Source organism: Pseudomonas sp. URMO17WK12:I6 (assembly GCF_003253625.1).
Taxonomy (GTDB): domain Bacteria; phylum Pseudomonadota; class Gammaproteobacteria; order Pseudomonadales; family Pseudomonadaceae; genus Aquipseudomonas.
The window spans coordinates 162078-178418 of the sequence record NZ_QKYZ01000008.1 but is presented as its reverse complement, the minus strand read 5'-3'; the positions used below and the strand labels follow the sequence as shown (position 1 = coordinate 178418).

The following is a 16341-nucleotide window of genomic DNA, read 5'->3' as shown; positions in this document are numbered from 1 at the left end:
TAATGCAAGAATCGGGCGCGGCGTAGTGCGATGGATCAAAGGGTAGCTTTTAGCGCAAACGCTCGGCGAGCCAGACGCCGATGTCGCGAATTTCTTCGGGTAACACTTCGTGGCCCATTGGGTATTCCTGCCATGTCACGGTGACACCATGCTGCTTTAAATACTCGTAGGCGGTCCGGCCCATGGAGTTTTGCACGACGTCATCATACTGACCATGCAACGACAACACGGGAATGCGCTGCTGGCTGGCGGAAAGCTCCAGTTCATCGCTGAATGTCGGGGCATAAGTCGAGAGCGCAAGTACACCGCCCAACGGTCCCTGCCATTTCAGGAAGGCTGTGTGCAAAACCACGGCGCCGCCCTGGGAAAAACCGGCGAGAAAGATCCGCGAGGCGTCTATTCCGCAGGCCTTCTGCGCTTCAATCAAATCCACGACCCGTTGCGCGGACTCCTCCAACTGCTCGCGGCTGATGGCGCGTGCCGGGCTCATGGCCAATATGTCGTACCAGCTTGGCATCTCGTAGCCACCATTAATGGTGACGGCGCGGGTCGGAGCCTGGGGCAAAACGAAACGGGTAGTGAGCAGGTTTTCCTGTAACGCTTCAGCTACCGGCAAAAAATCGTAGCGGTCGGCACCCAGCCCATGCAGCCAGATTACGCAGGCGTCTGCGGGCTTGACGGGTTGAAGAATCAGGGGCTCGGTCATGTCTGCTCCATTGTTGTGCGTGCGCTCTCATTGTGTGCGAGGTTCGAGTGCGCCATCGGTTGATCAGTTAAGAAGATGTCGCAAGGTTGAAAGTTTTTCTATTGACCTGTCGCTGAATCGCTTTAGCGAGCGGTCTGGTACGGGCTTTGCTATGGGGAACCCTGTGCAACCAATCTCGTGCCTGGCGGTAACACTATCAGTGTATGGCTAGTCGTGGGATAGCAAAGAATCCGGTGATGGATGTTCGCCAGTGGCCGCTACGGGCTTCGCGAACGTGAAAGGGCTACAGCCCGTTCGGCCGATTGGTGAGAAGTGAGTTATCCATGATGTGGATTTTCTCCTACTAGACTCATAGCGACGGTCCTTACGTCGGTTGACCCTAAAAAAAGCCAACAAGGGTCAGCAACGCCTCAAAAGGGTGCGACAGGGCTCAAGCTCCGACACAACAAGAGCAAAACTGGAGGTTTGAATGAAGATGTTGAAATCCACCCTGGCCGTCGTGACTGCAGCTGCAGTGCTCGGTGTCAGTGGGTTCGCTCAGGCGGGTGCAACCCTGGATGCAGTGCAGAAGAAAGGTTTTGTACAGTGCGGTGTGAGTGACGGTTTGCCGGGTTTCTCGGTTCCGGACTCTACCGGCAAGATCGTTGGCATCGATGCTGACTTCTGCCGCGCTGTAGCTGCTGCAGTGTTTGGTGATGCGACCAAGGTCAAATTCAGCCAGTTGAATGCCAAGGAGCGTTTCACTGCTCTGCAATCCGGCGAAATCGACATGCTGTCGCGCAACTCCACCATGACCAGCTCCCGTGACGCTGGCATGGGCCTGAAGTTTCCTGGCTTCATCACCTATTACGACGGCGTAGGCTTCCTGGCCAACAGCAAGCTGGGCGTGAAAAGTGCCAAGGAACTGGATGGCGCGACCATCTGTATTCAAGCCGGTACCACCACCGAGCTGAACGTGTCCGACTACTTCCGCGCCAACGGCCTGAAGTACACCCCGATCACCTTCGACACTTCCGATGAAAGCGCCAAGTCGCTGGAATCCGGTCGTTGCGACGTGCTGACCTCCGACAAGTCCCAGTTGTATGCACAGCGTAGCAAACTGGCCTCGCCGAAAGATTACATCGTTCTGCCTGAAACCATCTCCAAAGAGCCTTTGGGGCCGGTCGTGCGTAACGGCGACGATGAGTGGCTGGCAATCGTTCGTTGGGTTGGCTACGCGATGCTCAACGCCGAAGAAGCCGGTATCTCTTCGAAGAACGTCGAGGCAGAAGCCAAGTCGACCAAGAACCCGGATGTTGCTCGTCTGCTGGGCGCCGACGGTGAGTACGGCAAGGATCTGAAGCTGCCGAAAGACTGGGTGGTGAAAATCGTCAAGCAGGTCGGTAACTACGGCGAAGTCTTCGAGAGAAACCTCGGCAAGGGTACTCCGCTGGAAATCGATCGTGGCTTGAACGCCCTGTGGACCAACGGCGGCATTCAATACGCACCACCAGTGCGCTGATGGTTCTATCGCCCGGTGGGCCAACCACCGGGTGATGTTCTGTTCCATTATTTCCGGGGCACTTCATGCAAAATTCAATCGGCGCACCAAAGCAGAGGTTCAGCCTCAGCGATCCGCGAGTGCGTGCGTGGCTGTTTCAGATCATTACGGTTCTCGCCGTGGTCGGGATGGGTTGGTACCTGTTCGACAACACTCAAACCAACCTGCAACACCGGGGCATTACCTCCGGTTTTAGCTTTCTTGAGCGCAGCGCCGGTTTCGGCATCGCTCAGCACCTGATCGACTACACCGAATCGGACAGTTATGCCCGGGTGTTTGTCATCGGCCTGCTCAACACCTTGCTGGTGACGTTCATCGGCGTGATCCTGGCGACGATCCTCGGTTTCATCGTCGGTGTGGCACGACTCTCGAAGAACTGGATCATTGCCAAGATGGCGACGGTTTATGTCGAGGTCTTCCGTAACATTCCCCCGCTGCTGCAAATCCTGTTCTGGTACTTCGCGGTGTTTCTCACCATGCCAGGGCCGCGCAATAGCCATAACTTCGGCGACACCTTCTTCGTCAGCAGCCGCGGCCTGAACATGCCGGCAGCGTTGATAGCGAACGGTTTCTGGCCGTTTGTGGCGAGCATCGTCGTGGCCATTGTCGCGATCGTGCTGATGTGCCGCTGGGCCAACAAGCGTTTCGAAGAGACCGGCGTACCGTTCCACAAATTCTGGGTAGGCCTGGCGATGTTCCTGGTGATCCCTGCGTTGTGCGCATTGATCTTCGGCGCGCCGCTGCATTGGGAAATGCCACAGCTGCAAGGTTTCAACTTTGTAGGCGGCTGGGTGCTGATCCCTGAACTGCTGGCACTGACCCTGGCCCTGACGGTGTACACCGCGGCGTTCATCGCCGAAATCGTGCGTTCGGGGATCAAGTCGGTCAGCCACGGCCAGACCGAAGCGGCTCACTCGCTGGGGCTGCGCAACGGTCCGACCCTGCGCAAGGTGATCATCCCGCAAGCCCTGCGCGTGATCATTCCGCCGCTGACCAGCCAATACCTGAACCTGGCGAAAAACTCCTCGCTGGCGGCCGGTATCGGTTATCCGGAGATGGTGTCGTTGTTTGCCGGTACGGTGCTGAACCAGACCGGACAGGCGATCGAAGTCATTGCCATCACCATGAGCGTGTACCTGGCGATCAGTATCAGCATTTCCCTGCTGATGAACTGGTACAACAAGCGCATTGCGCTGATCGAGCGGTAAGGAAGAGCGCATGACGACTCATACTTTCAAACCCGACATGCCTCCACCGAGCAGTAGCATCGGTGTTGTGGCGTGGATGCGGGCGCACATGTTTTCCAGCTGGATCAACACCCTGCTGACGCTGTTCGCGTTCTATCTGATTTACCTGATAGTTCCGCCTCTCGTGAGCTGGGCGATTCTCGACGCCAATTGGGTCGGCACCACCCGTGCCGATTGCACCAAGGCCGGCGCCTGCTGGGTGTTCATTGAGCAGCGCTTCGGCCAGTTCATGTATGGCTACTACCCGGTGGACTTGCGCTGGCGCGTGGACCTGACCGTGTGGCTGGCAGTTATCGGCGTGGCGCCGTTGTTCATCGCACGTGTTCCGCACAAGGCAATCTACGGCCTGAGCTTTCTGGTGCTCTATCCGATCATTGCCTACCTCCTGCTGCACGGTGGTGTATTCGGTCTGAGCCAGGTGGCGACCAGCCAGTGGGGCGGCCTGATGCTGACCCTGGTGATCGCTACCGTTGGTATCGTCGGCGCACTGCCGCTGGGTATCGTGCTGGCCCTGGGCCGTCGTTCGAACATGCCGGCGATTCGGGTGGTCTGCGTGACCTTCATCGAGTTCTGGCGCGGTGTGCCGTTGATCACGGTGCTGTTCATGTCGTCGGTGATGTTGCCGTTGTTCCTGCCCGAAGGCATGAACTTCGACAAATTGCTGCGGGCGTTGATCGGCGTGATCCTGTTCCAGTCGGCCTACATCGCCGAGGTGGTGCGTGGCGGTCTGCAAGCGATCCCTAAAGGTCAGTACGAAGCGGCTGCGGCAATGGGCCTCGGTTACTGGCGCAGCATGGGCCTGGTGATTTTGCCGCAAGCCCTGAAGCTGGTAATCCCTGGCATCGTCAACACCTTCATTGCGCTGTTCAAGGACACGAGCCTGGTGATCATCATCGGCCTGTTCGACTTGCTCAACAGCGTCAAGCAAGCCGCCGCCGACCCGAAATGGCTGGGCATGGCCACTGAAGGCTATGTGTTCGCGGCCCTGGTGTTCTGGATTTTCTGTTTTGGTATGTCCCGCTATTCCATGCATTTGGAACGCAAGCTGGACACTGGCCACAAGCGTTAGGAGCGTAGTTTATGAGTGAAGCGATCAAACAGCCTGTGAGTCCTCAAGGCATTATTCAGATGCAGGGCGTAAACAAGTGGTACGGCCAGTTCCACGTGTTGAAAGACATCAATCTGAACGTCAAGCAGGGCGAGCGTATCGTGCTGTGCGGTCCGTCGGGTTCCGGCAAATCCACCACCATCCGTTGCCTCAATCGCCTGGAAGAACACCAGCAGGGCCGTATCGTGGTCGATGGCGTGGAACTGACCAACGACCTCAAGCAGATCGAAGCGATCCGTCGTGAAGTCGGCATGGTGTTCCAGCACTTCAACCTGTTCCCGCACCTGACCATTCTGCAGAACTGCACCCTGGCGCCGATGTGGGTACGCAAGATGCCCAAGCGCAAGGCCGAAGAAATCGCCATGCATTACCTGGAACGCGTACGCATTCCAGAGCAGGCGCATAAATACCCGGGGCAACTGTCCGGTGGTCAGCAACAGCGCGTGGCGATTGCCCGTGCCCTGTGCATGAAACCGAAAATCATGCTGTTCGACGAGCCGACGTCGGCACTCGACCCGGAGATGGTGAAAGAGGTTCTGGACACCATGATCGGCCTGGCCGAAGACGGCATGACCATGCTCTGCGTGACCCACGAAATGGGCTTCGCCCGTACCGTGGCCAACCGCGTGATCTTCATGGACAAGGGTGAAATCGTCGAACAGGCCGCGCCGAACGACTTCTTCGACAACCCGCAGAACGAGCGGACGAAGTTGTTCCTGAGCCAGATCCTGCATTGATAGACGCTTGGCAGTGAAATAAACCCGGACTCTGTTCCGGGTTTTTTTTGCTCCAATGAAACGCTCCACCTGCTGACCGCGAACCCTGTAGGAGCCGGCTTGCTGGCGATGGCGGCATACCAGACGCCACCGAGTATCCCGGCTATAGCCATTTGGCATCCCACAATGGGTAATCGTGCACACGTGTGACAAGCCCCGCACGCAATGGATTGGCAACGATGTATCGGGCGACTGCTTGCAGATCCGCTTCACGGCGAATCGCGCGATCATGGAAACCTCTCTGCCATACCATCCCTCTGCGCTCCAGTCGCGCGTTTACCGCCCGCGCGCTGCGCGATTTGGTTGCCAGCACCAACGCCGACAACGAGTTGTTCTTCAGTTCGACCAGCCAATGAAAATGGTCGGGCATCACCACCCAGGCGAGGGAATCGACCCATTCTTCTGTCTGCGCCTGACGAAAGTGGTCTACCACCAGACGTCATGCCCGCCAGTCAGTAAAAAACGGGGTGCGATTCCAGGTGACAGCTGTCAGCAGGTAGATTTGGCCGGTTTGGGAATAACGTCCGGCGCGTAAGCGATTGGCATGGGGAAGATCGAGCATTCCATTGCCCTCCTGTGTTTTGAGAGAAACAGAAGGCTAGTACGCAATAGTGAGGGGCATTGCCAAAGTTCAGTTCTGAATGTGTCGGTACGATCGCCATCGCCAGCAAGCCGGCTCCTACAGGGTTTGCGTGAGCCCGTTGCCTTGTCGGACGAAGCTGACTAACATGTCAGAAAATTCATCCTATGATTGGATGAAAGGGCGAATCTTATGTCAGATATTTCTCCATTAATTAAACGATCTCTGGTCGATCAGGCCCTGGACCAGTTGCGCCTGCGCATTAATCAAGGTGTCTGGACGGTCGGCCAGCGCTTGCCCACCGAGCCGGAATTGGCGACGGAGCTGGGCATCAGTCGCAACACCGTGCGCGAAGCCATGCGCGTGTTGGCGTTTTCCGGGTTGATCGAGATCCGCCAGGGCGACGGCAGCTACCTGCGGGCGGTAGTCGATCCATTGGATACGATGAAGGCGCTGTCCCGCTGCTCTCAGGAACAGGCTCGGGAAACCCGGCACATTCTGGAAGTCGAAGCCATCGGTCTGGCTGCATTACGCCGCACCGATGAAGACCTGGTGGCGTTGCGCGAGGCGCTGGGCGTCAGCGGCAGTCACTACCACGGCGATCTCGACACCTACATCGCCTGTGACCTGGTGTTTCACCGTCGTCTGGTGGACGCGGCGCACAACCCGACCCTCAGCGAGCTGTATCGCTACTTTTCCAGTGTCGTGGGCGCGCAGTTGCGTCAGACCCTGAACGTCACCCCCCGACGCCAAGCGGTGTTCGACCTGCATATCGAGCTGCTCGATGCCGTCGAACAACGCGACCCGGAACGGGCCAAAGCCCTGATGAGGCAATTGATCAATGAACCTTGAAACCGAGAACCCGATGCCCAGTCAGCAGGCGAGCCACAGCCGCATCACCGAGCTCAAGCGGACGGCGGAGCTCGAAGAGCTGTTGATCGACGCCGAGGCCGATGACGCAGAGGTTCAGCGAAGTCACCCGCTCCTGCGGCGCCCGTGGCTGTTGCTGCTGGGGCTGATTCTGGTGGCGCTGAACTTGCGTCCGGCGCTGTCGAGCATGGCGCCGATGCTCAGCGAGGTCTCGAAAACACTGGGGCTATCGGCTGCCCAGGCCGGTTTGCTGACCACCTTGCCGGTGCTTTGCCTTGGTCTGTTCGCGCCGTTGGCGCCGGTGCTTGCGCGACGTTTTGGTGCCGAGCGGGTGGTGCTGGGGATTCTCCTGATGTTGGCCGGCGGGATTATTCTGCGCAGCTCGTTCGGCGAGATCGGCCTTTTCGCCGGCAGCGTGCTGGCCGGCGCCAGCATCGGGGTGATCGGCGTGCTGCTGCCCGGCATCGTCAAGCGCGACTTCCCGAAACAGGCCGGCACCATGACCGGCGTCTACACCATGGCCCTGTGCCTGGGCGCGGCCATGGCGGCCGGCGCGACCGTGCCGTTGAGCGAACATTTCGACAAGAGTTGGGCGCTGGGCCTTGGCTTCTGGGTGGTTCCGGCCTTGGTCGCGGCGATGTTCTGGCTGCCGCAAGTCGGTCAGAAACACGGCGCACATAACGTTGCCTATCGGGTCCGAGGCCTGTTGCGCGATCCGCTGGCCTGGCAAGTGACCTTGTACATGGGCCTGCAATCGTCTTTGGCCTACATCGTATTCGGTTGGCTGCCGTCGATTCTGATCGGTCGCGGTCTGACGCCAACCCAGGCCGGTCTGGTGCTGTCGGGGTCGGTGATTGTCCAGTTGATCAGCTCGTTGGCGGCACCGTGGCTGGCGACCCGTGGCAAGGATCAGCGGCTGGCGATCGTGATCGTCATGGCAATGACCCTCGGCGGCTTGTTCGGTTGCCTGTATGCGCCGATCGACGGCCTTTGGGGCTGGGCAATCCTGCTGGGACTGGGGCAGGGCGCTACGTTCAGCCTGGCATTGACCCTGATCGTGTTGCGCTCGAGGGATGCCCATGTCGCCGCCAACCTGTCGAGCATGGCCCAGGGTTTCGGCTACACCCTGGCATCCATGGGGCCGTTCGCAGTCGGTGTGGTGCATGACTGGACTGGCGGCTGGACCGCGCTGGGCTGGATCTTCGGTGTCATCGGTCTCGGCGCGATCATCGCCGGCCTCGGCGCAGGGCGTTCGCTGTATGTGCAGGTCGAAAGCGAAAAGATCTGATTCGCACACACTGTCGGTATTCGGGGGGCGAATGCTGATGGTGTTTCGTCCGTTTGCAGATTATCGTGCTGGCAATCTGCCTATTTTTCGGAGCCTGCCCATGAGTGACGCCCACGACGCCTTGATCACCCGGTTCTATCAAGCCTTCCAGCGGCTTGATGCCGAGGCCATGAGCGCCTGCTATACCGACGACGTGGTGTTCAGTGATCCGGCGTTCGGCGAGCTGCGCGGGCGCGATGCCGGCGATATGTGGCGCATGCTCACTACCCGCGCCAAGGACTTCTCCCTGACCTTCGATAACGTGCGCAGCGATGAGCGCACTGGCGGCGCCCATTGGGTGGCGACGTACCTGTTCAGCCAGACCGGCAATATCGTGGTCAACGACATTCAGGCGCGTTTCGTGTTTCGCGACGGCAAGATCTGCGAGCACCACGACAGTTTTGATCTGTGGCGCTGGTCGCGTCAGGCGCTGGGTTTCAAAGGGCTGTTGCTGGGCTGGACGCCGGTGGTGAGAAACGCCGTGCGTGCTCAGGCCTTGAAGGGCCTGAAGGCATTCCAGGCCAGTCGCTGATAAGATCGCGGCTTGTTTTCTTTCAAGCCTTGATCGTCACGTGAGCACCTCGAGCGAATCTTCCGTCATTGCCGCCGAACCGTCGGTGCCTGTCAGCAAACCCTGGTTCGTCTACCTCGTTCGCGCGGCCAATGGTTCGCTCTACTGCGGGATCAGCGACGATCCCGTACGTCGCTTCGCCACCCATCAGAGTGGCAAGGGCGCGCGCTTCTTCCTGTCGAGCCCGGCCGTGGCGCTGGTTTATACCGAGCGCTGCCGCGATAAAGGCGAAGCGCTGCGCCAGGAGCGTTTGATCAAGAAACTCAAGAAAAGCGCCAAGGAATGTCTGGTGGCGAGTGCGGCTGCGGGCTTATCAATCTGACTGATAAGTGCCCATCAGGCAGATGGGTAGGCTGCCTGCCGATTGCGCGCTAAGCTGCGGGCTCCTTATCCGAGCGGCGGAGCCGAGCATGTCCGAGTTGATTCTGCATCATTACCCGACGTCCCCTTTCGCCGAAAAGGCCCGCTTGCTGCTGGGCTTCAAGGGGTTGTCCTGGCGCTCTGTGATGATCTCGCCGGTGATGCCAAAACCCGACCTGACGGCCCTGACCGGCGGCTACCGCAAGACGCCGGTGTTGCAGATCGGTGCTGATGTCTATTGCGACACCGCGTTGATCGCTCGTCGTCTGGAGCAGGAAAAAGCTTCACCGGCGTTTTTCCCGGAAGGCCAGGAAATGGTCACGGCGACCTTTGCGGCGTGGGCCGATTCGGTGGTGTTCCAGCATGCGGTCAGCCTGGTGTTCCAGCCAGAATCGGTAGCGGTGCGCTTCGGCAAATTGTCGCCGGAAGCGATCAAGGCATTTCTGGCCGATCGCTCCGGCTTGTTCAGCGGTGGCAGTGCCACTCGGTTGTCGGCCGAGCAGGCAAAGCATCAGTGGCCAACGATCATGGCGCGTCTGGAGCAGCAGCTTGAGCGTGAGCAGGGGGACTTCCTGTTCGGCGAACCGTCGATTGCCGACTTTGCCCTGGCTCACTCGCTGTGGTTCCTCAAGGCGACGCACGTGACGTCACCGTTAGTGGATGCATATCCGGCCGTTTCGGCGTGGTTTGGCCGCGTGATGGGTTTTGGTCATGGCGCATTCAGCGAGATGACGGCCGAGCAAGCGCTAGAGATTGCCCGCAATGCCATACCGGCCCCGTTGCCGGATGAGCAGTTCGATGAGCCGAACGGGTTCGAGGTTGGCCAGCAGGTGGTGATTGCAGCGACCGATTACGGGGTTGATCCGGTGGCGGGTGAGTTGATGTTTGCCGGCAGCGAAGAGTTGATTCTGCGCCGTGAAGACGAGCGGGCCGGTGTGGTGCATGTGCACTTTCCGCGGTTCGGATTTCGTATCGAAGCGCAGTAACCTGGCATCACCGAAGATGGGATTGGTTACGATCTGTGGCGAGGGAGCAAGCCCCCTCGCCACAGGATTGTTTGAAGCTGATGGTTATTTCAATGCAGCAAGCACCTGGTCCGGGTCATACCCGCGAATCAACGTTCCATTTACATCGATGATCGGAATCCCGCGTCCGCCGAGTGCCTCATAGGCTTTGCGCGCCACGGCATCCTTCTCGATATCGAATTCCTTGTACGGAATACCTTTCTGATCGAGGAAGCGCCGGGTCAGCTTGCAGTAGCCGCACCAGTCAGTGGCGTAGAGCACGACGTTGGCCTTGGCCTGGGTCTGCTCGGACACCACCTGCGAGGGGTGAAGTACCCGTTCGATCTTGCCCCAGTTCTGGTAAACCACGACCACCAGCAGGATCAGCAGGAATTTTTTCAACACGCCGCCGAGCATCAGTTGCGTCGCTTGAGCTGGTCGGTCAGTTGGGTCGGCAGGCCTTTGATGATCAACGTGCCGGCTTCTTCGTCGTATTCGATCTTCGAGCCCAGCAGGTGCGCTTCGAAGCTGATCGACAGGCCTTCGGCGCGGCCGGTGAAGCGGCGGAACTGGTTCAGGGTGCGCTTGTCCGCCGGGATCTCCGGGGACAGGCCGTAGTCCTTGTTGCGGATGTGATCGTAGAAGGCTTTCGGGCGATCTTCGTCGATCAGTTCGGACAACTCTTCCAGGCCCATGGGCTCGCCCATTTTGGCCTGGCTGCTGGCGTAATCCACCAGGGTCTTGGTCTTCTCACGCGCGGACTCTTCCGGCAGGTCTTCGCTTTCGACGAAGTCACTGAACGCCTTGAGCAGAGTGCGGGTTTCACCGGGGCCGTCGACGCCTTCCTGGCAGCCGATGAAGTCGCGGAAGTACTCCGAAACCTTTTTGCCGTTCTTGCCTTTGATGAACGAGATGTACTGCTTGGACTGCTTGTTGTTCTGCCACTCGGAGACGTTTATCCGCGCCGCCAGGTGCAACTGGCCAAGGTCCAGATGTCGCGAAGGGGTCACGTCCAGCTGATCGGTCACCGCCACGCCTTCGCTGTGGTGCAGCAGGGCGATGGCCAGGTAATCGGTCATGCCTTGCTGGTAATGCGCGAACAGCACATGGCCACCGACCGAGAGGTTGGATTCTTCCATCAGCTTTTGCAGATGCTCGACCGCCACCCGGCTGAAGGCCGTGAAGTCACGACCACCGTCGAGGTATTCCTTCAGCCAGCCGCTGAATGGAAATGCACCGGACTCCGGATGGAACAGCCCCCAGGCTTTGCCCTGTTTGGCGTTATAGCTTTCGTTCAAGTCGGCGAGCATGTTCTCGATGGCCGCGGACTCAGCCAGTTCAGAGTCGCGGGCGTGAAGAACTGCGGGTGTGCCGTCGGGTTTTTTGTCGATCAGGTGGACGATGCAATGACGGATCGGCATGGGCTTCTCGGCTGATTGGAGAGAGGAGGGCGTGCTCCCCCGAAAAAGCGCCCAGTGTACCGCAACCACTGGTTTTGGCGTGGTCCGAAGGGCAATTCGAAGCTCTGCGGCGACCCTGATGTGATTTTTTCCCGATTTAGAGCAATAAAGCTGACCAAATGGGTAGCTAGAGGCGGATATTTCCCCGTCTCTGTGCTAGTTTTGCCCGGTCTTACGCGAAGTCACTGCGTTAAGCGTGCATTCAGCATTTGTCAGGTCGAACCAAACCCTGATTTCGGTATCTATAACCCCGACTCGTCGTGGTTATGGCCGAGGGTGCCAGATCCAGAAGATCGGGCTCGATGGCTGACACTGCACTCTGCAATCCATATGAATTTGATAGGGAAGGAACACTACAATGGCTCTTACTAAAGACCAACTGATCGCCGACATCGCTGAAGCTATCGACGCGCCAAAAACCACCGCGCGTAACGCTCTGGACCAACTGGGCCAAATCGTTGCCGATCAGCTGGAAAACGGCGGCGAAATCACTCTGCCAGGTATCGGCAAGCTGAAAGTGACTGAGCGTCCTGCCCGTACCGGCCGCAACCCTTCGACTGGCGCTGCCATCGAAATCGCTGCCAAGAAAGTGATCAAGCTGGTTGTGGCCAAAGGCCTGACCGACGCTGTCAACAAGTAAGACTTGTTAAAAAAACCGTGCTCCGGAGCAATCCGGGCACGGTTTTTTTGTGTCTGCGATTCAGCGATTGATCAGGCTCAATCGCTGTCTCGGTTGTTACTCAGCTTTTGCGGGCCCAGCGCTCGCGCCAGACCTGTTGCTCGGATTTGGTCTGGAAGGTCCAGGCGACGAAGCGACTTTGCTTCTGCCCTTGGGACATTTCCACGACCTGGCTTTCCAATACGCCGGCCTTTTTCAGCGCCGTCTGGATCGCCGGCAGGTTCGAGGCTTTCGAGACCAGGGTGCTGAACCAAAGCACTTTGTGTTGAAAGTGCGCGCTCTCGGCGATCAGTTGCGTCACAAACCGTGCCTCGCCACCTTCACACCACAGTTCGGCCGATTGCCCACCAAAGTTCAGCACCGGCAGTTTGCGTTTTGGGTCGGCGCGGCCCAGCGCGCGCCATTTACGCACGCTACCCTTGGTCGCCTCGTCCATCGAGGCGTGGAACGGCGGGTTGCACATCGTCAGGTCAAAGCGTTCGCCAGGTTCGAGCAAGCCCAACAGAATGTGCTTGGGATTAGTTTGCTGGCGAAGCTGGATGGCTTTGTTCAGCCCGTTGGACTGCACGATGGCTTTGGCTGAGGCTACGGCTATCGGGTCGATTTCCGAGCCGAGGAAGTGCCAACGGTAGTCGCTGTAGCCGATCAGCGGATAGACGCAGTTGGCGCCCATGCCGATATCGAGCACCTTGACCGGCGCGCCGCGAGGGATCTCGCCGTCGTTGACGCTGGCCAGCAGGTCGGCCAGGAAGTGCACGTAGTCGGCACGGCCCGGAACCGGCGGGCACAGGTAGTCGGCCGGGATGTCCCAATGGGCGATGCCATAGAACGCCTTGAGCAGCGCCCGGTTGAACACTCGCACCGCGTCCGGGCTGGCGAAGTCGATGCTCTCCTTGCCGTACGGATTGATGATCACGAACTTCGCCAGTTCCGGCGTGCTCTTGATCAGCGCCGGGAAGTCGTAACGACCCTGATGGCGATTGCGCGGGTGCAGGCTGGCCTTCTCGCGTGGCTCCACGGCTTTGGCCGGGGTCGCGGGTTTAGGCTTTTTGCGCGCAGGTTTGGGTGTGCTGGGGGCGGTCATGGGCGAGGTCGATTCGGGTATGGCTAAAAGTGGCGGGTATTGTCCCACATCCAGCTGCTGGTCACCCAATTGTGAAGATCGCCGCATGTCCCTGTGGCAGCGGGTGTTTGGGAGAATGTAGCGGGCATAAAAAAGGGAGGCCGCTGGGGGCCTCCCTGTTTCATTGCGATGTGCCGTTACAAACTGGCAATCCGCGCATGTTGCTCGGCCAGCTTGCCCAAAGCCTGTTCAGCTTCAGCCAGTTTGGCGCGTTCCTTCTCGATGACTTCGGCCGGGGCCTTGTCGACGAAACCGGCGTTGGACAGCTTGCCGCCGACGCGCTGAACTTCGCCCTGCAGACGCAGGATTTCCTTGTCCAGGCGCGCCAGTTCGGCGTCCTTGTCGATCAGGCCGGCCATCGGTACCAGCACTTCCATCTCGCCAACCAGTGCGGTGGCGGACAGTGGTGCTTCTTCGCCAGCCTTCAGCACAGTGATCGATTCCAGACGCGCCAGCTTCTTCAGCAAGGCTTCGTTCTCGGTGAGTCGACGCTGATCTTCAGCGCTGACGTTTTTCAGGAACAGGTTCAGCGGCTTGCCTGGGCCGATGTTCATTTCACCGCGGATGTTACGGGTGCCGAGCATCAGGCCCTTGAGCCATTCGATGTCGTCTTCGGCGGCCGGATCGATGCGTTCCTCGTTAGCCACTGGCCACGGTTGCAGCATGATCGTCTTGCCTTTGATACCGGCCAGCGGTGCGACGCGTTGCCAGATTTCTTCGGTGATGAACGGCATGAACGGATGAGCCAGGCGCAGAGCGACTTCCAGCACCCGAACCAGGGTACGACGGGTGCCGCGCTGACGCTCGACCGGCGCGTTTTCGTCCCACAGCACAGGCTTGGACAGTTCCAGGTACCAGTCGCAATACTGGTTCCAGATGAACTCATACAAGGCTTGTGCCGCCAGGTCGAAACGGAACTGATCGAGTTGACGGGTCACTTCGACTTCGGTGCGTTGCAACTGCGAGATGATCCAGCGATCCGCCAGCGAGAGCTCGTAGGCTTCGCCGTTCTGGCCGCAGTCTTCGCCCTTGTCCAGTACGTAGCGCGCGGCGTTCCAGATCTTGTTGCAGAAGTTGCGATAGCCTTCGACGCGGCCCATGTCGAACTTGATGTCGCGACCGGTGGACGCCAGCGAGCAGAAGGTGAAGCGCAGGGCGTCGGTGCCATAGCTGGCGATGCCTTCGGCGAACTCGTCGCGGGTCTGCTTTTCGATCTTCTTCGCCAGTTTCGGCTGCATCATGCCGGAGGTGCGTTTCTGCACCAGATCTTCCAGCTCGATACCGTCGATGATATCCAGCGGGTCCAGGACGTTGCCCTTGGACTTGGACATCTTCTGGCCCTGGCCATCACGCACCAGGCCGTGCACATAAACAGTCTTGAATGGAACCTGCGGCGTGCCGTCTTCGTTTTTCACCAGGTGCATGGTGAGCATGATCATCCGGGCAACCCAGAAGAAAATGATGTCGAAACCGGTCACCAGCACGTCGGTGGAGTGGAACTTCTTCAGGAATTCGGTCTGCTCCGGCCAGCCGAGGGTGGAGAAGGTCCACAGGCCCGAACTGAACCAGGTATCCAGAACGTCGTTGTCTTGTTGCAGCGCAACATCCGGCCCGAGATTGTGCTTGGCACGTACTTCGGCTTCGTCGCGACCGACGTAGACCTTGCCCGACTCGTCGTACCAGGCTGGAATCCGGTGGCCCCACCACAGCTGACGGCTGATGCACCAGTCCTGGATATCGCGCATCCACGAGAAGTACATGTTTTCGTACTGCTTTGGCACGAACTGAATGCGGCCGTCTTCAACCGCGGCGATGGCCGGCTCGGCCAATGGCTTGGTGGACACGTACCACTGGTCGGTCAGCCACGGCTCGATGATGGTGCCGGAGCGGTCGCCTTTAGGCACTTTCAGGGCGTGGTCGTCGACGCTGACCAGCAGGCCGGCGGCTTCGAACGCTGCCACGATCTGCTTGCGCGCTTCGAAGCGGTCGAGGCCGGCGTATTCGGCCGGGATCTTGCCGTCGATGCTCTCGTTCAGTGTGCCGTCGAGATTGAACACCTGGGCCGCAGGCAGCACATGGGCGTTTTTGTCGAAGATGTTCAGCAGCGGCAGGTTGTGGCGCTTGCCGACTTCGTAGTCGTTGAAATCGTGGGCCGGGGTGATTTTCACGCAGCCGGTGCCGAATTCAGGGTCGCAGTAATCGTCGGCGATGATCGGGATGCGGCGGCCAACCAGCGGCAGCTCGACAAATTTGCCGATCAGGGCTTTGTAGCGTTCATCGTTCGGGTTAACGGCCACGGCGGCGTCGCCGAGCATGGTTTCCGGACGCGTGGTCGCGACGATCAGGTAGTCGTTGCCTTCAGCGGTTTTGGCGCCATCGGCCAGCGGGTACTTCAGGTTCCACAGGAAACCTTTCTCGTCGTGGTTTTCCACTTCAAGGTCGGAAATCGCCGTGTGCAGCTTGGTGTCCCAGTTGACCAGACGCTTGCCGCGATAGATCAGACCGTCTTCGTGCAGGCGCACGAAGGCTTCTTTCACCGCCTCCGAGAGGCCGTCGTCCATGGTGAAGCGCTCACGGCTCCAATCCACGGACGAGCCGAGGCGGCGGATCTGACGGCTGATGTTGCCGCCGGACTGATCCTTCCATTCCCAGACTTTCTCGAGGAATTTCTCACGGCCCAGATCGTGGCGATTCTGGCCCTGAGCTTCGAGTTGACGCTCCACCAACATTTGCGTGGCGATACCGGCGTGGTCGGTGCCTGGCTGCCACAGGGTGTTGCGACCCTGCATACGGCGGAAACGGATCAGGGCGTCCATGATCGCGTTGTTGAAGCCGTGACCCATGTGCAGGCTGCCGGTGACGTTCGGCGGCGGGATCATGATGGTGTAGGACTCGCCCTCGCCTTGCGGGGCGAAGTAGTTCTCGGACTCCCAGGTGTTGTACCAGGAAGTTTCAATGGCGTGCGGCTGGTAGGTCTTATCCATGCGCGG

Annotated in this window: 15 protein-coding genes and 1 pseudogene; 10 read left to right on the top strand and 6 right to left on the bottom strand. The window is 59.2% G+C overall.

What is annotated here, in order from left to right; genetic code table 11:
- Nucleotides 1-49: 49 nt before the first annotated feature.
- On the bottom strand, nt 50-706 hold the full coding sequence (locus F475_RS16620; protein ID WP_111454311.1) for an alpha/beta hydrolase: 657 nt from the start codon (nt 704-706) through the stop codon (nt 50-52).
- Nucleotides 707-1175: 469 nt separating this feature from the next.
- On the opposite strand from F475_RS16620, the gene F475_RS16615 reads away from it, so the two are divergent.
- From F475_RS16615 to F475_RS16600, 4 genes are all read left to right on the top strand, one after another.
- Nucleotides 1176-2207, top strand: a complete 1032-nt coding sequence (locus F475_RS16615; protein WP_018927110.1) for an amino acid ABC transporter substrate-binding protein — start codon at nt 1176-1178, stop codon at nt 2205-2207.
- Nucleotides 2208-2272: 65 nt separating this feature from the next.
- A complete protein-coding gene (locus F475_RS16610; RefSeq protein WP_018927109.1) occupies nt 2273-3454 on the top strand; it encodes an amino acid ABC transporter permease in 1182 nt (393 codons plus the stop codon).
- Nucleotides 3455-3464: 10 nt separating this feature from the next.
- Nucleotides 3465-4562 (top strand): amino acid ABC transporter permease, encoded by a 1098-nt coding sequence (locus F475_RS16605; RefSeq protein WP_018927108.1) that lies wholly within the window; start codon nt 3465-3467, stop codon nt 4560-4562.
- An 11-nt stretch (nt 4563-4573) separates the two neighbouring features.
- Complete coding sequence (locus tag F475_RS16600; protein ID WP_007936266.1) at nt 4574-5338, top strand: amino acid ABC transporter ATP-binding protein; 765 nt, start codon at nt 4574-4576, stop codon at nt 5336-5338.
- 142 nt (nt 5339-5480) lie between these two features.
- On the opposite strand, the pseudogene F475_RS16595 reads toward F475_RS16600, so the two are convergent.
- Nucleotides 5481-5939: pseudogene (locus F475_RS16595) on the bottom strand (transposase).
- A 210-nt stretch (nt 5940-6149) separates the two neighbouring features.
- On the opposite strand from F475_RS16595, the gene F475_RS16590 reads away from it, so the two are divergent.
- The 5 genes from F475_RS16590 to F475_RS16570 all read left to right on the top strand — a co-directional run bounded on the left by F475_RS16590 (nt 6150) and on the right by F475_RS16570 (nt 10071).
- Nucleotides 6150-6809 (top strand): FadR/GntR family transcriptional regulator, encoded by a 660-nt coding sequence (locus F475_RS16590; protein WP_018927106.1) that lies wholly within the window; start codon nt 6150-6152, stop codon nt 6807-6809.
- Entirely contained in the window at nt 6799-8115 is a 1317-nt protein-coding gene (locus tag F475_RS16585) for a CynX/NimT family MFS transporter (RefSeq protein WP_111454310.1), read from the top strand. The genes F475_RS16590 and F475_RS16585 overlap by 11 nt, the downstream gene beginning before the upstream one ends.
- Before the next feature lie 100 nt (nt 8116-8215).
- Nucleotides 8216-8686 carry a nuclear transport factor 2 family protein gene (locus tag F475_RS16580; protein ID WP_086944862.1) on the top strand — a complete coding sequence of 157 codons (471 nt, stop codon included), beginning with the start codon at nt 8216-8218 and terminating at the stop codon, nt 8684-8686.
- 40 nt (nt 8687-8726) lie between these two features.
- The gene (locus F475_RS16575; RefSeq protein ID WP_018927103.1) at nt 8727-9047 is read left to right on the top strand and encodes a GIY-YIG nuclease family protein; all 321 of its coding nucleotides are present in this window, start codon (nt 8727-8729) and stop codon (nt 9045-9047) included.
- Between the two features lie 88 nt (nt 9048-9135).
- Nucleotides 9136-10071, top strand: coding sequence for a glutathione S-transferase family protein (locus tag F475_RS16570; protein WP_111454309.1), 936 nt, complete (start codon nt 9136-9138; stop codon nt 10069-10071).
- An 84-nt stretch (nt 10072-10155) separates the two neighbouring features.
- Here the strand turns inward: F475_RS16570 and F475_RS16565 are convergent, their stop codons facing one another.
- Together F475_RS16565 and yejK are read right to left on the bottom strand one after the other, a co-directional pair.
- Nucleotides 10156-10506: a glutaredoxin family protein gene (locus tag F475_RS16565; RefSeq protein WP_018927101.1), complete on the bottom strand. Its 351-nt coding sequence runs from the start codon at nt 10504-10506 to the stop codon at nt 10156-10158.
- Nucleotides 10506-11510 carry a nucleoid-associated protein YejK gene (yejK, locus tag F475_RS16560; RefSeq protein WP_018927100.1) on the bottom strand — a complete coding sequence of 335 codons (1005 nt, stop codon included), beginning with the start codon at nt 11508-11510 and terminating at the stop codon, nt 10506-10508. The genes F475_RS16565 and yejK overlap by 1 nt, the downstream gene beginning before the upstream one ends.
- A gap of 397 nt (nt 11511-11907) precedes the next feature.
- On the opposite strand from yejK, the gene F475_RS16555 reads away from it, so the two are divergent.
- Nucleotides 11908-12189 carry an HU family DNA-binding protein gene (locus tag F475_RS16555; protein ID WP_007905514.1) on the top strand — a complete coding sequence of 94 codons (282 nt, stop codon included), beginning with the start codon at nt 11908-11910 and terminating at the stop codon, nt 12187-12189.
- A 100-nt stretch (nt 12190-12289) separates the two neighbouring features.
- Here F475_RS16555 and rlmF read toward each other — a convergent pair whose 3' ends face one another.
- Together rlmF and F475_RS16545 are read right to left on the bottom strand one after the other, a co-directional pair.
- Nucleotides 12290-13312 carry a 23S rRNA (adenine(1618)-N(6))-methyltransferase RlmF gene (rlmF, locus tag F475_RS16550; RefSeq protein WP_018927099.1) on the bottom strand — a complete coding sequence of 341 codons (1023 nt, stop codon included), beginning with the start codon at nt 13310-13312 and terminating at the stop codon, nt 12290-12292.
- Between the two features lie 176 nt (nt 13313-13488).
- Nucleotides 13489-16335: a valine--tRNA ligase gene (locus F475_RS16545; RefSeq protein ID WP_111454308.1), complete on the bottom strand. Its 2847-nt coding sequence runs from the start codon at nt 16333-16335 to the stop codon at nt 13489-13491.
- Nucleotides 16336-16341: the final 6 nt, after the last annotated feature.